Annotated in this window: 14 protein-coding genes; 1 reads left to right on the forward strand and 13 read right to left on the reverse strand. The window is 60.6% G+C overall.

The window, feature by feature from the left end:
* Positions 1-347 precede the first annotated feature (347 nt).
* From QZ377_RS01975 to QZ377_RS02000, 6 genes are all read right to left on the reverse strand, one after another.
* The gene (locus QZ377_RS01975) at positions 348-1,352 is read right to left on the reverse strand and encodes a hypothetical protein (RefSeq protein ID WP_291439037.1); all 1,005 of its coding nucleotides are present in this window, start codon (positions 1,350-1,352) and stop codon (positions 348-350) included.
* A 56-nt stretch (positions 1,353-1,408) separates the two neighbouring features.
* Complete coding sequence (locus QZ377_RS01980; RefSeq protein WP_291439039.1) at positions 1,409-2,062, reverse strand: HAD family hydrolase; 654 nt, start codon at positions 2,060-2,062, stop codon at positions 1,409-1,411.
* A 240-nt stretch (positions 2,063-2,302) separates the two neighbouring features.
* Positions 2,303-3,025 carry an acyltransferase gene (locus QZ377_RS01985; RefSeq protein ID WP_291439041.1) on the reverse strand — a complete coding sequence of 241 codons (723 nt, stop codon included), beginning with the start codon at positions 3,023-3,025 and terminating at the stop codon, positions 2,303-2,305.
* A gap of 2 nt (positions 3,026-3,027) precedes the next feature.
* Positions 3,028-3,798 carry a 3-deoxy-manno-octulosonate cytidylyltransferase gene (locus QZ377_RS01990; protein ID WP_291439043.1) on the reverse strand — a complete coding sequence of 257 codons (771 nt, stop codon included), beginning with the start codon at positions 3,796-3,798 and terminating at the stop codon, positions 3,028-3,030.
* A 117-nt stretch (positions 3,799-3,915) separates the two neighbouring features.
* On the reverse strand, positions 3,916-4,830 hold the full coding sequence (locus QZ377_RS01995; RefSeq protein ID WP_291439045.1) for an NAD(P)-dependent oxidoreductase: 915 nt from the start codon (positions 4,828-4,830) through the stop codon (positions 3,916-3,918).
* Between the two features lie 2 nt (positions 4,831-4,832).
* On the reverse strand, positions 4,833-5,624 hold the full coding sequence (locus tag QZ377_RS02000) for an aldolase/citrate lyase family protein (protein WP_291439047.1): 792 nt from the start codon (positions 5,622-5,624) through the stop codon (positions 4,833-4,835).
* Positions 5,625-5,961: 337 nt separating this feature from the next.
* On the opposite strand from QZ377_RS02000, the gene QZ377_RS02005 reads away from it, so the two are divergent.
* Positions 5,962-7,950 carry a substrate-binding domain-containing protein gene (locus tag QZ377_RS02005; RefSeq protein ID WP_291439048.1) on the forward strand — a complete coding sequence of 663 codons (1,989 nt, stop codon included), beginning with the start codon at positions 5,962-5,964 and terminating at the stop codon, positions 7,948-7,950.
* A 91-nt stretch (positions 7,951-8,041) separates the two neighbouring features.
* Here QZ377_RS02005 and QZ377_RS02010 read toward each other — a convergent pair whose 3' ends face one another.
* From QZ377_RS02010 to QZ377_RS02040, 7 genes are all read right to left on the reverse strand, one after another.
* The gene (locus QZ377_RS02010; RefSeq protein WP_291439050.1) at positions 8,042-9,250 is read right to left on the reverse strand and encodes an iron-containing alcohol dehydrogenase; all 1,209 of its coding nucleotides are present in this window, start codon (positions 9,248-9,250) and stop codon (positions 8,042-8,044) included.
* Between the two features lie 677 nt (positions 9,251-9,927).
* Positions 9,928-10,356, reverse strand: a complete 429-nt coding sequence (locus tag QZ377_RS02015) for a TOBE domain-containing protein (protein WP_291439051.1) — start codon at positions 10,354-10,356, stop codon at positions 9,928-9,930.
* Positions 10,357-10,884: 528 nt separating this feature from the next.
* On the reverse strand, positions 10,885-11,277 hold the full coding sequence (locus QZ377_RS02020) for a DVU_2496 family lipoprotein (RefSeq protein WP_291439052.1): 393 nt from the start codon (positions 11,275-11,277) through the stop codon (positions 10,885-10,887).
* 59 nt (positions 11,278-11,336) lie between these two features.
* The gene (locus QZ377_RS02025) at positions 11,337-12,197 is read right to left on the reverse strand and encodes a zinc metalloprotease HtpX (protein WP_291439054.1); all 861 of its coding nucleotides are present in this window, start codon (positions 12,195-12,197) and stop codon (positions 11,337-11,339) included.
* Between the two features lie 321 nt (positions 12,198-12,518).
* Positions 12,519-14,459, reverse strand: coding sequence for an asparagine synthase (glutamine-hydrolyzing) (gene asnB, locus QZ377_RS02030; protein ID WP_291439056.1), 1,941 nt, complete (start codon positions 14,457-14,459; stop codon positions 12,519-12,521).
* Positions 14,447-15,868: a glycosyltransferase family 4 protein gene (locus QZ377_RS02035; protein WP_291439057.1), complete on the reverse strand. Its 1,422-nt coding sequence runs from the start codon at positions 15,866-15,868 to the stop codon at positions 14,447-14,449. Before QZ377_RS02035 ends, asnB begins: the two co-directional genes overlap by 13 nt.
* A 234-nt stretch (positions 15,869-16,102) precedes the next feature.
* Positions 16,103-17,128 carry a glycosyl transferase family 1 gene (locus QZ377_RS02040; RefSeq protein ID WP_291439059.1) on the reverse strand — a complete coding sequence of 342 codons (1,026 nt, stop codon included), beginning with the start codon at positions 17,126-17,128 and terminating at the stop codon, positions 16,103-16,105.
* Positions 17,129-17,231: the final 103 nt, after the last annotated feature.

Genomic DNA, 17,231 nt, shown 5'->3' on the forward strand with positions numbered 1-17,231 from the left:
GCTTTGACTCGGCCGCGGGCCAGGCCGCCGCAGCATGACGAAAACATGTTCTGGAGCAGTTTCACGTTGAAACCGCGTTGATGGCTGCATGCGCAAACATCTGCCACGAAAGCGCAGGGCTGCCTGGCCGCCGCCAGAGGGCGTATGGATAAAAACGGCAACGCCATGCGTTTGTGGTGGTAAAAGCCACAGCGAGCGTCTTTATAAAGACAGTAGCAAGAAAGGCCCCTCATGCAAAAGGGGCCTTTTTCGCTCTTTTCGCAAAACCTTGCGCTGAGCCTTGCAACGGCAGGGCCTTTTGCCCTGCCTGGGTATGCCGTGCTGTTTTTCGTGCCGGAAAGGCCCGTTCAGTTTGAGTTGGCCGTGCGCACAAAAACATTATAAGCCTGACGGCTTTCCTGGGCGCTATTGTTCAGCTCCTGCCGCACCGGGCTGTAAAAGCCCTCGTCCAGCCCCCGGCCCAGAAAACCCTCATAGCGGGCAGCCTGTTTAAGAAAATCACGATAGGCCCGCTCCACCTCCGGGGCAGCCGGAAATGGCGGTTGCCCGGCCCGGCGCAGCCCGGCCTCCAGCCTGCCCCGCACCTGCCCGAGAGCCTGACGGTCGGGCGCCTGGGCGGCCAGCAATTCCGCCGCGTCGGCATACAGGCTGAAAATATTTCTGGCTTCCAGAATCTGCCGCCTGAGCGGATGGCCGTAAAGCAGTGTTTCTTCGGCCTTGACGGCCCGCCCTTCCACAAGGGCCAGATACCCATCCCGGGCAGCCATAAAGCGCTCATGCCCCTTTTCCAGACTGGCCGCCAGAGCACGCCCCTTCACACCATCATCGCGGATGTTTTCATCACGCACGTAGCGCCCCAGCGCCGCGTAATCGGCCCGCATGCTCTGGATGCTCTTTTCCATATCGTCCACCCACCGGGAAAGGGCCGCAGCTTCATCCTCGCCGAACATATCCGCAGGCGACGCCAGACGGCGCGCAAGCACCTTGCCGTCTCCGCCCGGTGCAGGGCGCGGAGGAAAAGTCCATTCCCGCAGGTAGTGGCGCACATTTTCCAGCATGGTTTCGGCCTGCGTATAATAGGGTTCGGCCAGAGTAGCCGCAGCCACATTATAGAAAGCCACCATGGCGTCGGCCTTTTCAAGCTCTTCTTGTGAGGGCGGTGGCCCCTGAACCTGCTCTTCATAGGGCAGACGATCCTGCGAAGCCTTGTCAGCCGCGGTAGAATCCGTTTTCAACGCCTGCCGAGCCTGTTCCTTTGCAGCGGAAGAGGCGTCTTCATTGCCGCCGGAATCGCAGCCCGCAAAGCACAGGGCCATAAGGCAGGCAAGCAGTATATAGAGTCGTTTTTTCATAGTTTCAGACGCAAAAGCCCCACAGGCAACCTGCGGGGCTTGCTGTTATATGTTGCTCAGGCCGAGGCTACGCGGGCCGCAATCCAGTCATTGAGTCCCGTAAGGTCTTCGGCCCAAGGGTAGGCAGTGTCCGAGGCAGGTTTGATGTCCGGTCCCACACCGTAAAAAAGCGTACCCACCTCTTCCGCCGCATCGCGGTCTGTAGGGGCGTCACCCACCATAAGCACATTTTCCGGGGCCAGGGGCAGCGGGGCCACAATCTGGGCCAGAAGCCGGGCCTTGGCCGGAGGAGAGCCGTGAATGGACGTAAAATACTGCTCCAGCCCGCGCTCGCGCAGCACAGCCAGCACTTCTTCATGCGGCGCGCCGGAACAGACATAGAGGGGCAGCCTGCCCTTCCAGGTGTCCAGCACATCCTTGACGCCGGGAATAAGCGGACAGCGGCGCACTTCGTCCAGGGCGTATTCCGCAAACAGGCGGCCCAGCTTTTCGGATTCGTCCTGCGTTATCTCACGGCCCAGCACTTCATTGTAAAGCCATTCAAATTTCCTGTATCTGCTCACACCGCCGTGCAGGCTGTGGTACATGACAAAACGGTCCTGCGCCTCCTGCCCGTAAGGCGCGGCAATGCGGGCAAAGGCACGGGTTTTTACGGGTACACTGTCCAGTATGACGCCGTCACAGTCAAAAACAATACATTGCAGTGACATAATTATCCTTTTCTGCATCCGGGCGTATGCCCTGAAATGGCCTTTCCCGGCAAGCCGGAGGTGTCTGCGCCTGTTTTCTGCAAGAGCTTTTGTACCGCCCTACAGGGTATGCATTAATTCCATTGACGCAACTTCCGGGAAAAGGGCTTTTTTATAAAAAAGGTACTTGTGCCGTGCCTTACCGGGTCAAAAAATCTTTTGACGCAACCACCCGCACAAAAAGCTCTGCGGAAACATATCCTACGAGGTCTGCCCGCTCACAGGAGAACCGCCCTGCCCGCGCATGCCGATGACACGGGCCGGAACACCACCCACAATGCTGAAAGGGGCCACGTTGCGGGTAACCACGGCGCCCGCGCCCACCACCGCACCGCGCCCGATGCGCACATCGGGGGTAATGACGCAGTTGGCCCCTATCCATACATCTTCTTCAATAATGATCTCGCCCGGCACATGGCCCTGATGCATCATGGGCACATCCTGGCGGGCTATGCAGTGGTTGGCCGCGCGGATGACCGTTCCCGGTCCCACAGCCGTGTGCGCGCCGATTTCAATGCGGCCCGCATCGGCCCCCACATGCACATAGGGCGACAGGGCTACGTTGTCATGCAGCACCAGTTCGCCGTCTGTGGCAGTGATAAAGCAGCCGCGCCCAAGGCGCACGTTGCTGCCCAAGCGCATGCCCCGGCAGCCTGCAAGGCTCAGGCCCGTGCTGAAGCGCACCGAGCCGCAGCGGGCAAAAAGCCAGCGCCAGCCCGCAAGACGCAAGGCCAGGCCCACTGGCGTGGGAATCCAGCCGAGCAGGGCTATCCACAACTCTTCCAGCGCCGCCCCGAGACGGCGGCGCCAGCCCGGAGCGCCATGCCCCGGCGCAGCCATAGCAGGATCGGCACATGAGGCGGGGCCGACCTGTTCTGCCTGCCCCGCCTCTTGCGCCATGCCCGTCTTTTCGAGCGCAGCCATAATTACTTGCTGTATTCCTTCATAAGGTCGTCGCCTTCCATAAGACGGCAGACACGCGCGAGGTCCTCGGGGGTGTCCACGCTCCAGGTGCGGCTGGCCGTGGGAACCATGCGCACTTTTTCGCCGTACTCAAGGATGCGCATCATGTCCACGGACTCGTAGATTTCCAGGGGGCTTTCTTCCATTTCGTTAAAGCGCAGCAGATAATCGCGGCGGAAAGGAATAATGCAGACCTGCTTGCGCATGGGGACCCTGTCCGAGCCTTTTTTGCGCGAAGGGATGGGCTCACGCGAGAAGTAGAGGGCATCGTTGAATTTGTCCACCACCACCTTGACTTCATTGGGGTCTTCAAATTCTTCAAGGGTATCCATATCAGCCATGAGGTTGGTCACGTTGATGGACGGATCAGCCAGCATGGGGGCCACGGCGGCGTCGATCATTTCGGGACGCACCATGGGTTCATCGCCCTGCACCATAACAACGATGTCGGCTTTTTTACCGGTGGCGGCCTCAATCTTGAGCAGGGCTTCGGCCGTGCGCGTAGAGCAGCGCACGTGATGATCACCGGTCATAACGCAAGGCAGGCCTGCATCCCTGCAGTAATTTTCAATAATTTCATCGCAGGTGGCCACATAGGTGGACGAAAGTGTTTTGCTCATGCCCGTGCGAAAGGCCACATGGCCCACCATGGGTACATTGTGGATGAGGGCAAGCGGCTTGCCGGGATACCGGCTGGACCCCATGCGCGCGGGAATGATGGCGATAATGTTCATGTAGCGGCTCCTTATGGCCTCAAATTTTCAAAAATATTTTCAGCATGCGTCGCCGGGCAGGCGTTTCGACAGAAGAGCCTGCCCGGCCAAAAGAAAAAAGCCGTGCGCAAACAGCGCCTAATCGTCTGTAGCCACAAGATACCCGCCCTCTGACTCCAGCTCCGGGTGCATTTCCTTATGCTCTTCTTCCATAACGCGCAGGATGCCCTGCCCGAGGTCCACGGTAAGCGGCGGCACCAGCTTGCGGCCCACCTTGGGCATAAAGGCATAGGGCGTTACCTGGTAGTGCCCGCTGTTGGGGTCATTCTGGTAATTGATGACCAGCTCCTTACCCAGCATTTCGCCGATCATCTTGAACAGGTCGCCGACGCGCATGGGCTGGTTGCCGGAGATGATGATGTTCTGGTTTTCAAATTCCGGGGCCAGCACGGCCAGGGTGGCGGCGCTGGCATCGTCCACATGCACGTATTCGCGCAGGGCCGTGGGCGCGCCGTAGTAGGTGATGCCGCCTGTGGAAAGCGCCTCGTACACAAAACGGTTGATGGCGTTGCGCCTGTCTGACCGGGGGCCATACAGCGAGCCGTAGCGCAGTATGGTGTAGGGCAGGTTGTGCATGGCCTGATAATTTTCAATATACAGCTCGCACGCCTGCTTGCTGCAACGGTAAAACCCGCCCGACTTGCCGTACACGTACAGGGAGCTGGCAAAGACATAGCGCTTTACCCCGGCCTGGCGGCAGGCTTCAAGGATCATGACGTTGCCGAGCACGTTGATGCGCGCCGTGTCCACCGGGCGGTTATTGGCTTCGCCGATGTCGGCGATGCCCGCGTAGTTGAACACCATGTCTGCGCCTTCCACAGCCCTGTGCACGGTTTCTTCTTCAAGAATATTGCCCGTGAGCATGGCCTGATCAGGCCGCAGCCAGGGAGAGGGGTGCAGGTCAACAATCGTGACTGCATGCCCGGCATCGGAAAGCTTGTCGCAAATATGCGAACCCAGAAAGCCGGATCCGCCGAAAACGGTTATCTTCACAGTTATTCTCCCCGATCCGGCCGCTCAGCAGCATGCCAGAGAAAGACGGAATCAATGCCGTAGGCAATAAAGCGGCTGCCTGCCGCGACCTGCCGCCTGAGTTCGGCCGGGTCGGGCTGCACGATATGCAGCCCCATGCGGGCCTTGTGGCGGGCGCAGGCGGCCGCGATGCGTTCCATAGCCGCCTTGAAGTCCTTATGGTCAAACTGCCCCGTAAGCCCCATGGAGCCGGAAAGATCGTATGGGCCGACCATGATGGCGTCCAGGCGCGGATGCGACAGGATGGCGTCCAGATTTTCCACAGCGCGAATATGCTCTATCTGCGCCACAAGAAATATTTCGGGCGCGAGGGAGCCGCGATACGCATCAAAGCATTTGCCGAACGCATTGGCCCGGCAAAAGCCCACTCCCCTGTATTCATCGGCGGTTTCTCCGGCGGGACGCCAATGGTCCTGCCCGGGATAAACGGCCCAGTCAATGGCGCGATCCAGTTGCTCGCGGCTTTCAATCATAGGAAAAATCAGCCCTTGAGCGCCCGCCTCCAGGGCGGACTTGATCTGGGTTTTCCCGGCTTCGGGCAGGCGGGCAAAGGGCGCTGCCCCGCCACACTCGATGGCCCGGAAGATGTCCGGCAGTCCGGTGCGGCCAAAGGAGCCGTGTTCCATATCCACAGCCACCCAGTCATAGCCCGCGCGAGCCATAAGCTCCGCCACATCCGCAGAGGGCAACTGCAACCATGTGCCTACTGTGGCTTTGTCCGCAGCCAGAAGCGCGCGTATTTCGTGTACGGTCATATCAAACGGCATGCCGCCGCAGGGTTGAGGTTACATCCGAACTACCAGTATACGCCCAGCCGCAGCGGCACGCAATACAGCCCAAAGGGGCCTGCCCCGACTCGCATATTTGCAAGTAACGCCGGAACATGTATGTTTGCAGTGTGGGCATATGCGATTTCGCCTGTCCCGGCTCCACATTTTCGCGGCAGGCCGGATTTGCTGCCCTGTTTCAACGCCGCCGGATGGCCTCCGGCGCTTACCAGCGTAATGTGCTGCGCGCACGCCTTTCCGGCGGGTGTCCGCCCCTGCGGCCGCCAGAGCAACTTCAAAGCAAAATTGCCCGCAAGGAGGATATATGGCTTCCCAAAGCAATATCTACACGCAAACCGTGCCTCTGGGCGACGCCCTTGACAAGCTGCTCGGCGCTCTGGACGCGGCCCGCGCCGCTGACGGCCAGAACCGGCTGCCGCTGCCCGTACCCTGCCCGACAAAAGATGCCGACGGACGCGTGTTGAGCCAATTTGTCACCGCGGCCGCCGACTTTCCTCCTTCGCCGCTGGCCGCCGCAAAGGGATATGCCCTCAAGGCTGCGGACACCTATACCGCCGACAGCAACAATCCCGCCCAGTTGCAGGAGGGAAAAAGCTGCTTTGCCGTCCGGTCCGGTGACATGCTCCCCCCAGGCTGCGATGCTGTGGCCCTGCCGGTTCACGCAGCCGTGGACGGCAATGGCGGCGTCAGCATTACGGCCCCCATGCTGCCGTGGCTGCATGTGCGCAGGGCCGGAGCGGACATGGCCGCAGGAGAGACCCTTTTTCCGCGCAACCACATTCTACGTCCCGCGGATCTGGGCGCGCTGCTGGCGGCTGGAGTCGCTGAAGTTCAGGTATGGGACCGCCTGCAACTGCACCTCGCGGCCGTGGGTGGCTCTGCCTCAGCCTCCGGAAAAGACGGGCCGTCAGCAACTGCCGCTGCGGACGGCATCATCCCGGCCCTGGCGGCCCAGGCGCAAGATATTGACTGTCACGCGCAGACAGCGCCCTGCCTGCCCGCCGATGCCGATGCCGTGCGTAATTTTTTGCAGTCCGCCCTGAAGGCCGGGGCGCACGCCCTGCTGCTGTGCGCCACAGGCGACGATGCCCTGACGGCCGTGCGCGACCTGATGGAACGTGAAGGAAGAATTGTGGCCCCCGCCATCGGCCTGCTGCCCGGCTCACCGGCCATGACGGCCGTATATGAAGGCAGGCCCGTTTTTTGCCTGCCATCGTCGCCCGCAGGCAGCCTCACGGCCTTTGACGCCCTGGTGGCTCCGGCGCTGCTGCTCATGTCGCGTCGTCCGGGCCTGTGTTATGCCAAAACACTTACCGGCAGCGCCGATGCGGCCGGAGAACTGGCGGCAGAGCTGGCGGCCAGCCTGCCCGCGCATCCCGGCCTTGATGTTTTTGCCCCTCTGGCCCTGACCCGCGTGGCGGAAAAAATCGTAGCCATGCCCCTTCGCATGGGCGAAGGCCATAAAAGCGCGGCCCGCACCCAGGCGCTTGCCCACATTACGGCCAGCGACAAGGGCGCGGCTCTTGGCAGCATGGTGCGCGCCCGGCCCCTGCGCCCGGCCGACAGCCTGTACAACACGCTGTTCTGCGCCGGAGGCGATGATGTGGCGCTGGACCTGCTTGCTGACGAGCTGTTGCGCCTGCCGCATGCCATACGCCTTGTCTGCGCTGGCGCAGATGCTGTCGACGCCGTGCAGGCCCTGAAAAACCGGCACTGCCATATGGCTGTGCTGCATATGGCTGACGACGACAAGGGCGGCTTCAATTTTGCCTTTGTGCAGCAGCACTGGCCCGAGGGCAAAATTGCCCTGATCAATCTGGTTATCCGGCAGGTCGGGCTGGTGGTTCCTGCGGGCAACTCACAGGGGCTCAAAAGCGTGGCTGACATTAAACGCATGAAATTGCGCTGCGTTAACCGCCAGGCCGGCTCAAGCACCCGCATGCAGTTTGACGCACTTTTGCGTCATGCGGGCATGACCCCGCAGGATGTTCCGGGTTATGAAAATGAGGTGGAAAGCCAGCTTGCCGTAGCCGCCGCCGTACTTACGGGAAAAGCCGACTGCGGCCCGGGCGTGGCGGCCGCAGCCCGCGCGGTGGGGCTGGACTTTATCCCCCTGGCGGGCGAGCGCTGGGACCTTGCCGTCCCCGAGGAGTTCAGGGAAGACCCCCGTGTGGTCAGTGTAATAAGCCTGCTGCAAAAGCCGGAATTCAAAAAACGCCTTGAGAGCCTTGGTGGTTACAACACCCGCCTGACCGGACAAAAACTTGAGCTTGGCGTCCGTCTTGGGGCGTGATAAGAAAAAGCCCCGCCGTCGGCAAACGGAGGGGCTGGGTATGGACCGGACTGCGGCAGATCAGTCCGGCCCTGGAGGAGAACGAGCAATTTCACATCATGGGGCGTAACGATTCGGTGTAAATTCTTGCCACAAGCTGGCGGGAAACACTGACCGGCGCTACCGAGAGCAGAAGACCCAGCGAAGGCGTCTGCTCGACGAAATTGCAAAACTCTTCCACATCGAACTCCTGGACTCCCCAGTCCAGGAGTTTTTGCGTTATGCCCAGGCTGAATATCCAGTTTTCCACAGCCCGCGCCGCTTTGGCGGCTTCTTCGGGCAAGCCCCGCAGGTCGGGGGCCACCGGACCAAGCACATGCGCCAGTACATCGGGCCTTACGGCGTAGCATGCGCCAATCACAGCGGGCAACAGAATGGCCAGGCGCATGCCGTGAGGCAGATTTCTAAAGCGGCCCAAAGGCTGCTCCAGCGCGTGAGCCAGGTGCAGATGGCTGTTGTCAAAAGCCACCCCGGCCTGAAGGGCCGCCAGGCACAGCCCGTAACGGGCCTTGAGATTTTCCGGCTCGTTCAGCGCCACCGGCAACCAGTGATGGACCAGGCGCACGGTTTCGCGGGCCAGCGTAACCGCCAGGGGGTTGGCTGCCGTGGCTGTGGCGGCTTCCACAACCCTGCAGAACGCATTTATGGACACATAGCGGCTCTGCTCTGCCGAAAGCCCGGCCATAAGGGCGGGGTCGTCAATGGCGTACCGGGGGTACATGCAGTCATGTCCCACAATGGACCTGTGGCTGCGCCCTGATACGGTGACCACGGCAAAACGGTTTACTTCACTGCCCGTGCCGTGGGTGAGATTGACGGCAACTAGAGGAAGGGCCTTCTGGGGCGTGAAGCGAAAACAAAAAAGATCTTCAGCGCTTTTACCGGGATTGGCCAGCAGTATGGCCGCACTCTTGCCACAGTCCAGAGGGCTGCCCCCGCCGATGGCAAGCACTGCTCCGGCATTGATGGCCCGCCCAAGGGCCGCGGCATCATCCACAGTATCTGTGGTGGGGCTGGGTGTAACCCTGTTGTACAGGGCCAGCACAATGCCGTGCCTGAGGGCGGCGGCCTCGGCTTTGTCCCACGCGCCTGAAGCACGATAGGCATGCCCGCCGCAAACACAAAGAACTGCTGTTATTCCCTCGCTTTTCAAGCTGCCCAGGATGGGGTCAATCTTGTCTATGGCTCCCACGCCGAGGTACGCAATGCCTTTTACCCGTACTTCGCGAACCATATTGTAATCGCAGCAGTCATCCCACATGGCAACCTCCCGCGATCACGCTGGGCTTTTATTGCGCTGCATCAAGCTAGAACGAATATACGTTTAGGTCAAGGAGCTGCGCAATTTTTCACATAATTTTTGCAGAAATAATCTTATTGATAAAAAATTCACAACGGCGTAAATATAAAGATTAGGCATTTTTTGTAATCTTTTGACGAACTCTTTTACGCCAACTCCCCGCCCCGTATCAACTTTTTTTCTGCACCCTTTTTTTCGCGCACCATGCGGCAAGATCTGCGCCAAATTTTTCAGAAGAATATTTTAAGAAACGCGGATGGAGTTCCGCAAACAGTAAAGCCCTGCCCGGTCATATGCTGCCCTTTCCAAAGCCGCATCAGCACGCTCACACACTTCCCACGCACCTGCTCCCCAAATATCCGCCCAAGCATCACCCTGCCGCCATGCCATCCCGTGCGCAGCGGCACGGCAACACCTAACTCCGCCGGGGACACCTCGCGTTTCCGGCATCCCCCTGCCCGTCCGCGTCCAGCACCGCTGCCTGCCCCCTCTGGACCGGTACGAGCCACCCTGAAGCAGCCGCCTGCGCCTGCGAAATGCACAAGGCCCGGAACCTTCTGTGCTCCGGGCCTTGTGCGACAACGGCTGTGCGCCCACATGAATATGCGGGCAGCACATCACACATAATAAAAACAGGACTATTTGGGTACGGCCAGAATAACCTGCGAAGCCTTCACAATGGCCGTCACCTTTTTCCCGACGGCCAGGGCCAGCTTTTCCACACTGCCCATGGTCACAATGGATGTTATGCCCGCACCGCCGGGCAGGTTTACCTGCACTTCGGCGTTGACCGCGCCGGGCGTCACCTTGCTTACAGTACCCGGAAACTGGTTACGGGTGGAAAGAAGATAGTTTTCGGCATCATTCATCAGCAGCACAAAGCTCGCCTTGATCAGGGCCATAGCTTCAACACCGGGCTTGAGGCCAAGCTTGCGGGTGCTCACCTGGGTAATGGAAGCCACAATGGTAAGGCCACCGTCAACGGCCAGTTCCACTTCATCGTTGACAGCACCGGAACGCATCGCCACAACTTTGCCTTTGAAAACATTTCTCGCGCTGGTTTCCATAGTTTTATCCTCGTCTGGGGTACTCTTTCACCCGTGACGGGCAAAAGCAGGTTTTACATACTGCCAGTATAAAGCAGGACGGCACGCAGCGCCACCATGACACGCTGGATTGCAGAAACTGCAACAAAGACTGCAATGACTGCCAGTTAGATATACACGAACAATAATGATTCCTGAAACAACAGAACGACAAACCTGCTCTTCGGCTGCGAAAACAGAACTTCGCAACAAAATACGCGCAATTTCAGCCATCTCCGGCGGCATGCGGCGGAACCGGTCGCCCTGTTTTTACCCTGGCACGCAGCCCGGTCGCCGTTTTATATGTCTGGAGAATATATGGCTGCGAGACCGCAAGCTTCAAAAACACACAAAAACCCATACAAGAAATGCCGGTCCTGTGGACCGGCATTTCACTGTTTGCGGCTTCGGCTCACATTGCCAACCGCTAAAAATATCGCCTAGGTGCGCCGCAAAAGCGGCTTCAGCCAGGACGGCCAGTTCATGCAGAAGCGCATGGCCTGATCCGCCCTAAATATTTTCCGTTACCCAGTCCACCACCTGAGCCATGCGCTTGAGCGTGTAGCGGCGGTGCGGATTTTTTTGGGCCAGATCTTCCAGTGCGCCGTCCAGACGATAGATGCGCCAGTCACCTTCGGGCAGCGCGCCTTTTTTCATCCCCTGATTGATGGCGGTACGGGCCGCACCAGGTGAACAGAAAAGCTCAAACTCCTGCACGCTGGGGTCAAGCACCACCTGCGAGCCGCTTGCAATGTCCACAATGTAATTGCCCGGGGCAAAAACATAGACAAAGGGGCAAGGCTCCACCGGAAATTCCTGCTCCGGTTCGGGCGCCGGACCGGCCTTGACGCAGGCCAGCAGGGGCAGGGCCAGCAGTGTAACCAGCAAAAGGCGTGCTTGCATTATCTACCTCAGTATGACGGGCGCTCACGCCCGGTTATGTGCCGCCTTTGGACGGACTGTCAGCGGCGGGAAGCAGCCATGGCCTGAAGCCTGCGGATGCGCTCTTCCAGGGGCGGATGCGTGCTGAAAAGATTGGCCATGCTGCCGTGGGCAAACATGGGAGACACAATGAACATCTGCTCGGTACTGGGATTGCCTTCACGCATGGGTATGCGCCCGCTGGCCGCGCCCAGTTTGGCAAGGGCGCCTGCCAGAGCCAGAGGCTGCCCGCAAAGTTCCGCCCCGGTGTCGTCGGCCAGATATTCGCGCGAGCGCGAAATGGCCATCTGCACCAGACCGGCGGCCATAGGGGCCAGCAGGGCCATTACCAACGCCGCTATGGGGTTGACGCCATTGCCCTCACTGTCGCGGTTGCCGCCGAAAATGGCCGTAAACTGAAAGATATTGGCCATGGTCACAATGGCTGAAGCCATCACACCGGCAATGGTCTGGATGAGTATGTCGCGGTTGACTATATGCCCGATTTCATGTGCCACCACACCGCGCAGTTCTTCGGGCGGCAACAGGCGCATAAGCCCCTCTGTTACGGCAACCACGGCATTTTCAGGATTGCGCCCCGTGGCAAAGGCATTGGGGGCCTCTTCGGGAACCACGCAGACGCGGGGCTTGGGGATGCCCGCATTGTACGACAGTTCTTCAACTATCTTGTGCAGGTATGGGGCTTCCTCCGGCGCGAGTTCACGCGCGCGGTACATGGATAGCACGATCTTGTCCGAGTACCAGTAGCTGCCCACATTCATGATCAGGGCCATGCCGAAAGCGATGATGATGCCTGTGCGCCCGCCAAGCAGGCCGCCGAGCACAATGATGATGCCCGAAAGCAAACCCAGAAGAAGAACGGTCTTGATCTGGCTGGTCATGCAAACTCCTCACCTTGCGGAAATTATACGAACACGCTTCACGGTGCATTGCCCGAAAATCCTCATGCCTCGCGCTGAAACGTCATACCAGCATATAAGCATCGGGCCACGGCTGGCAAGAAGAGACGCCCCGGAAAAGGCAGCAGAAACCGCGCAGACCTCATAACTGCCGGGCAACTGGCCCCCTGGGGTTCCCGAAAGAAATGCAGAGGCCCCGCAGCGATCCATTCTCCCCGGCAGCCTGACCCTGCCGCCCCTCCAGGCAGACACCGTGCAGGCGCCCCGGGAAAGACCGTGCGGGTATTTCCAGAGGCGGCGGCTCTATGCGCCTGCTCCGCTCCCGTTGCGGGCCTGCCACCAGAGCTGGAAGACCAGCAGGGTCCAGAGCGGTTTGCGCAGGTCCGCCCTGCCAGAAACATGCTCGTCCACAAGGGCGCGCACGGCGGCAGGATCAAAAATGCCCTGCGCCCTGAGGCTGTCTGCGCTGAGCAGGTCTTCCACAAGCGGCCGCATGCGCCCGCGCAGCCATTCCGCAACGGGAATCTGAAAGCCGCGCTTGTTGCGGTACAGTATCTCTCTGGGCAACAGACCGGCAAACGCCCGCTTGAGCAGCCACTTGCGCTTGAAGCCGTGCAGTTTGCGGCCCACAGGCAGACGGGCGGCGAATTCGGTCACATCCCTGTCCAGAAACGGCGCGCGCACCTCAAGGCTGTGCAGCATGGAGCAGCGGTCCACCTTGACCAAAATATCATCCAGCATGAACTGGCGCGCGTACACGTGAAAGGCCCTCGCCAGCGGCGAGGCCGTGTTATGGGGCCAGTGCTCATACTGCTCACGTGTGGGCGCAAACAGGCGCTCCGGCGCAAGAAAACCCGGAGCCTGCGCCTTGAAGGAGCCGGACAGTATCTCTGCCTGCATGTCGGGCGTAAAGGCTGTCAGCATGGTCTGCACACGCTGCCAGGCCGGAGCCTGCGCGGCGCGCAAAAACGTGGCTACCGCAAGGCGCGGATTGATGTATCCGGCGGACGACGGCAGGCGGCGGGCCAGAGGCTCCACAACCTTGCGCCGCAGCACGGCGGGCAAAGCGTTATACCACTCCGCCACCTTAAAGCCGATATAATGCTCATACCCGGCCCACAATTCGTCCGCGCCGTCGCCCCCCAACGCCACGGTGACCTTTTCACGGGTCACACCCGAAAGCAGCCAGGTGGGCGCAACCGAAGCGTCGGCCATGGGTACGTCCATGCTGCTGATGATGCCTGGCAGGTTGTCGGCGCATTCTTCTGCCGAAAGCACGCGCTCGTGGTGGTCCGTGCCAAAAGCTCCGGCAACAATGCGGGCATAGCGCGACTCATCATAGCTGGCCTCGGTAAAACCTATGGAAAACGTCTTTACCGGCGAGGCCGACTGCCGGGCCATCAGCCCTGCCACAATGGACGAATCAATGCCACCCGAAAGAAAAACGCCCAGCGGCACATCGCTGACCATACGACGGCGCACGGCTCTGGCCAGCAGGGTGCGCAATTCTTCGCAAAGCTCGTCAGTGCTGCGCCGGTCGCTTTCGTCCGGCACGGGCATGTCCCAGTAACGGCCGGTACGCAGGCTTCCGCCTTCAAGCATAAGCCAGTGCGCCGGGGGCAGGCTTTCCACCTCGCCATACACCGTCTGCGGTGTAGGCACGTACTCATAGGCCAGGTAGCGCATGACGGCTTCTGGCCGCAGGGTGAGGCTCAACCCGGCGCCCTGGCCGCGCAGTTGCTCAAGGGCCGTCAACTCCGAGGCGAAATGCAGTCTGCCCTGCTGCACCGTATAAAAAAAGGGTTTCTTGCCGAAAGGATCACGCGCGCAAAAAAGGCGCTGCTCCACAGCATCCCACAGGGCAAAGGCAAACATGCCGTTAAAACGGGCAAGGCAGTCCACGCCCCACCGGCGGTAGCCTTCAAGAATGACTTCTGTATCCGAGCTGGTCTGAAAGCGCGCCCCGGAGCGGGAAAGCTCTTCTTTCAGTTCCGCAAAATTGTATATTTCACCATTAAAGACGACAGTATAACGTCCATCAACACTGTGCATGGGCTGACCGCCCGTGCCGAGGTCAATAATAGAGAGCCGCCTGTGACCCAGGCAGACCGGGCCGTTCAGCCATTGCCCTTCGCCGTCCGGCCCCCGGTGGGCGATGCGGTCAGTCATGGCCTTGACCCAGTGGCGGGCCTGGGGATCAAGGGGCGAGGCGTCCAATCGGCAGATACCGGCTATTCCACACATGATTCTTTCCAGCACTTGTAATTATTGGTAAATATTCGGGCCAAACGATCATTGTTGGCTTCAGGATCAAACATATGGGCTGCCAGCAATCGGCCGTTGCGGGCCAGGTGCGCCGCCATGGCCGTGTCTCCGGCAAGCAGGGCAATGGCTTCGGCCAGGGCTTCGGCATCTCCCGGGGGAACAGCCAGACCTGTTTTGCCGTGCCGCACCACTTCGGGCAGAGCGTTGACCGTGGTGCTGACCACGGGCAAGCCGTAGGCCAGCGCCTCGATAACCGTGTTGGGGATGCCGTCGCGGCGGCCCGAGGCGTGCACGACGCAGGGCGCGGCAAAAATATCGTGCTCGCCGAGAAGCCGGGGCAGTTCGTTGTGCGAAATCAGGCCGGGCATGGTCACATACTCTTCCAGCTTCAGCTCTTTATACAGACGCACCAGCTCTGCCTGCATGCTGCCAAGGCCCATGGCCTTGCCGCCGCCGCCCGCCAGCGTCAGCCTGAAGTCCAGCCCCTGCCGGCGCAGAATGCCGCAGGCACGAAGCAGCACGTCAAACCCCTTGGTAACGTCAAACCGGCCAAGGGCCAGCAAACGCACAGGCCGCGTCATGGGTTCGGGTACGGCTGAAGGCCGGGCTTCTTCCAACTGCGGGACCGCACCGGCGTACCCATCAGAACCGTCACGCACGGGGGCGCCCACAGACGCATCCCCAGCGGCGGATCCGCCCTTGCCTGCGGGCAGGGGCAGGGTCAGGCCGTTATAAACCAGCTCCACCTTGCCTTTGGCCTGTCCCCTGTCAAAATTCTCGATACGTCCCTTGTCGGCGGCATTGTTGGCGCGCACAAGAAAGGCCGCTTCCAGCTTGTCGCCAAGGTCCGGGTCGGCAGGCTCAAGGTTGTCCCCCCGCGCGCAGGTGGCAAAGGGCAGCCCGGCAAGGCTCCCGGCCACCCAGGCGGCCGTGGCTGTGCCGCGCGGCCAGGGAGCATAAATCATGTCTATGCCGGCCTCCTTAAAGCGGCGGGCCAGATAGACGCCGGCGCAAAAAGCCCAGAGATTTTCACCCAGGGTTTCGATACAGCGCCAGCGGCGGAACATGGTGCGCTTGAAAAGACGTCCCAGGCGCAGGGGATGTGTAACCATCTGACGCAGCACTTCAGCCAGTATGGCCGGTAGCGCGCGCGTACCCATAGTGATGGTTTCACGCGCCGCACTGCGCATTTCCGTAGAGCAGTGGCGCAGGTTGGGACCGTACAGGCTGTAGACCGAAACGGGAAGGCGCTGACGCAGGCCCTGCACTTCCCGGAATATAAAGGGCTGGGTAAAAAGAGGATACCAGAGCAGCACGCAGGCCACATGAGGCAGGTCGGGCGCAAATGGCGGCGGGGTGGGCTTTTCGCTTGTTGTATCTTTTGTCATTACTTGCTCCTGAGCGTCTGCAAGGGGCAAATCCACAGATTATATTTCAGGGCATGCGCTTTGTTTCAAAGACAAAATGCCCTAACGCCGCACATGATGCAACGCGCCGCAAAGCGGCATGAATTCCGCAGGGAACCACCTGTAAAAATGGAATGCGCCATTGAACCGCACAACATGACAACGCTGTTCCGTTGCAAGGCAACTGTGCGTGAACGTTCCCCTGCCCGCAACAGTTTATGCAAAGCAGGTCCAGTCATTTGGACCGTCGCCTGCGTCGGGCCGCAGGCTGCTGCTGTCCGGTGCGGCAGGCCCCAGGGTTTCGCGCAGTTGTGCCATTGTCAGGCAGCGTACGTTCCAGCGAGCCATGAGCCAGTCTGTCCAGGCCAGTATTTTGTCCATAAGCCTGTCCACAGCGGCGGCATCGGGCAGATGCGGCGCGCCGCCCGGCATCATTTCTGAAGAGTGCCAGGTAAGGGACAACACCCGACCGCCCCGCGCCACAAACAGCCTGGTTATGGCCTGCATGGCCCATAAGGGATGGTAGACAGGCAAAAGGCTCAGGGCTCCCCAGTTTTTGAAGCCGGGGCGCAAGCGCGGCGCAGCACGGCCCAGCAGACTGGGCAGGCACGGCAAAAGCGGCGTAACACTGAGGGGGACTTCAAATATCCGGCCTTCCGGCATGGATACCCAGTACGGATCGCGCGGCGCGTTAAAATGGTCCGGCCCGGCCAGCGGGGTGACCCCGCAATGCAGCGGACGCACCGAGGCATCTACCAGAATACCGGCTTCGGCCAGCAACGGCCAGAGGCCGCGGTGCAGGTCCCAGCGCCCCATGCGAAACGATGTCAGCGGCGCACCCTGCAAATCCCGCCCGGCAGCCATGAGGCTTGCAAGCTTGGCAGCCATGAGGGGACTGGAAACCGCAGATGCGGGGACGCTGGCGGCATTGTCGGCAAGGGCGGCATCGGCCTCTGGTCCGTCAAGGGTCAGAGGCGGCGTATTCCAGTGGTGCAGGTGCGCGCCGATTTCCGCCCCGTGCCTGTCGCGGGCATGGGTCAGAGCGCGGCGGGAGGCCGCATCGGCCAGCACACTGTGCGCACAGAACAGCGTGGGACGCACCCCCCGCTCACACAGGGGATCAAGGCGCGTCAGGCTTGCCGTATTGGCCGTGGAACAGCCCCGGCGAGCGTATTGTCCGCCGAACAGCCCTTCTTCTTCCACGTCAAGACTGACGGCAAGATAAAGGTCCGGGCGATTCATGCGCCCTCTTCCGCCATGCCGGTTACGGCAAAGCTCCTGCCGGTCGCACCGTGGCCGTTGTCCCGCTCATGGTGGGCGCGGGCGCATTCCGTCACGTACAGGT

The sequence above is a fragment of the Desulfovibrio sp. genome (assembly GCF_019424165.1).
In the GTDB taxonomy this organism is placed as follows: Bacteria; Desulfobacterota; Desulfovibrionia; order Desulfovibrionales; family Desulfovibrionaceae; genus Desulfovibrio.

What these genes read in the sequence shown, in the direction of transcription:
- QZ377_RS01975 (WP_291439037.1), bottom strand. Translation starts at nt 1,352, where the DNA reads ATGAAAAAACGACTCTATATACTGCTTGCCTGCCTTATGGCCCTGTGC.
- QZ377_RS01980 (WP_291439039.1), bottom strand. Translation starts at nt 2,062, where the DNA reads ATGTCACTGCAATGTATTGTTTTTGACTGTGACGGCGTCATACTGGAC.
- QZ377_RS01985 (WP_291439041.1), bottom strand. Translation starts at nt 3,025, where the DNA reads ATGGCTGCGCTCGAAAAGACGGGCATGGCGCAAGAGGCGGGGCAGGCA.
- QZ377_RS01990 (WP_291439043.1), bottom strand. Translation starts at nt 3,798, where the DNA reads ATGAACATTATCGCCATCATTCCCGCGCGCATGGGGTCCAGCCGGTAT.
- QZ377_RS02000 (WP_291439047.1), bottom strand. Translation starts at nt 5,624, where the DNA reads ATGACCGTACACGAAATACGCGCGCTTCTGGCTGCGGACAAAGCCACA.
- QZ377_RS02005 (WP_291439048.1), top strand. Translation starts at nt 5,962, where the DNA reads ATGGCTTCCCAAAGCAATATCTACACGCAAACCGTGCCTCTGGGCGAC.
- QZ377_RS02010 (WP_291439050.1), bottom strand. Translation starts at nt 9,250, where the DNA reads ATGTGGGATGACTGCTGCGATTACAATATGGTTCGCGAAGTACGGGTA.
- QZ377_RS02015 (WP_291439051.1), bottom strand. Translation starts at nt 10,356, where the DNA reads ATGGAAACCAGCGCGAGAAATGTTTTCAAAGGCAAAGTTGTGGCGATG.
- QZ377_RS02020 (WP_291439052.1), bottom strand. Translation starts at nt 11,277, where the DNA reads ATGCAAGCACGCCTTTTGCTGGTTACACTGCTGGCCCTGCCCCTGCTG.
- QZ377_RS02025 (WP_291439054.1), bottom strand. Translation starts at nt 12,197, where the DNA reads ATGACCAGCCAGATCAAGACCGTTCTTCTTCTGGGTTTGCTTTCGGGC.
- asnB (WP_291439056.1), bottom strand. Translation starts at nt 14,459, where the DNA reads ATGTGTGGAATAGCCGGTATCTGCCGATTGGACGCCTCGCCCCTTGAT.
- QZ377_RS02035 (WP_291439057.1), bottom strand. Translation starts at nt 15,868, where the DNA reads ATGACAAAAGATACAACAAGCGAAAAGCCCACCCCGCCGCCATTTGCG.
- QZ377_RS02040 (WP_291439059.1), bottom strand. Translation starts at nt 17,128, where the DNA reads ATGAATCGCCCGGACCTTTATCTTGCCGTCAGTCTTGACGTGGAAGAA.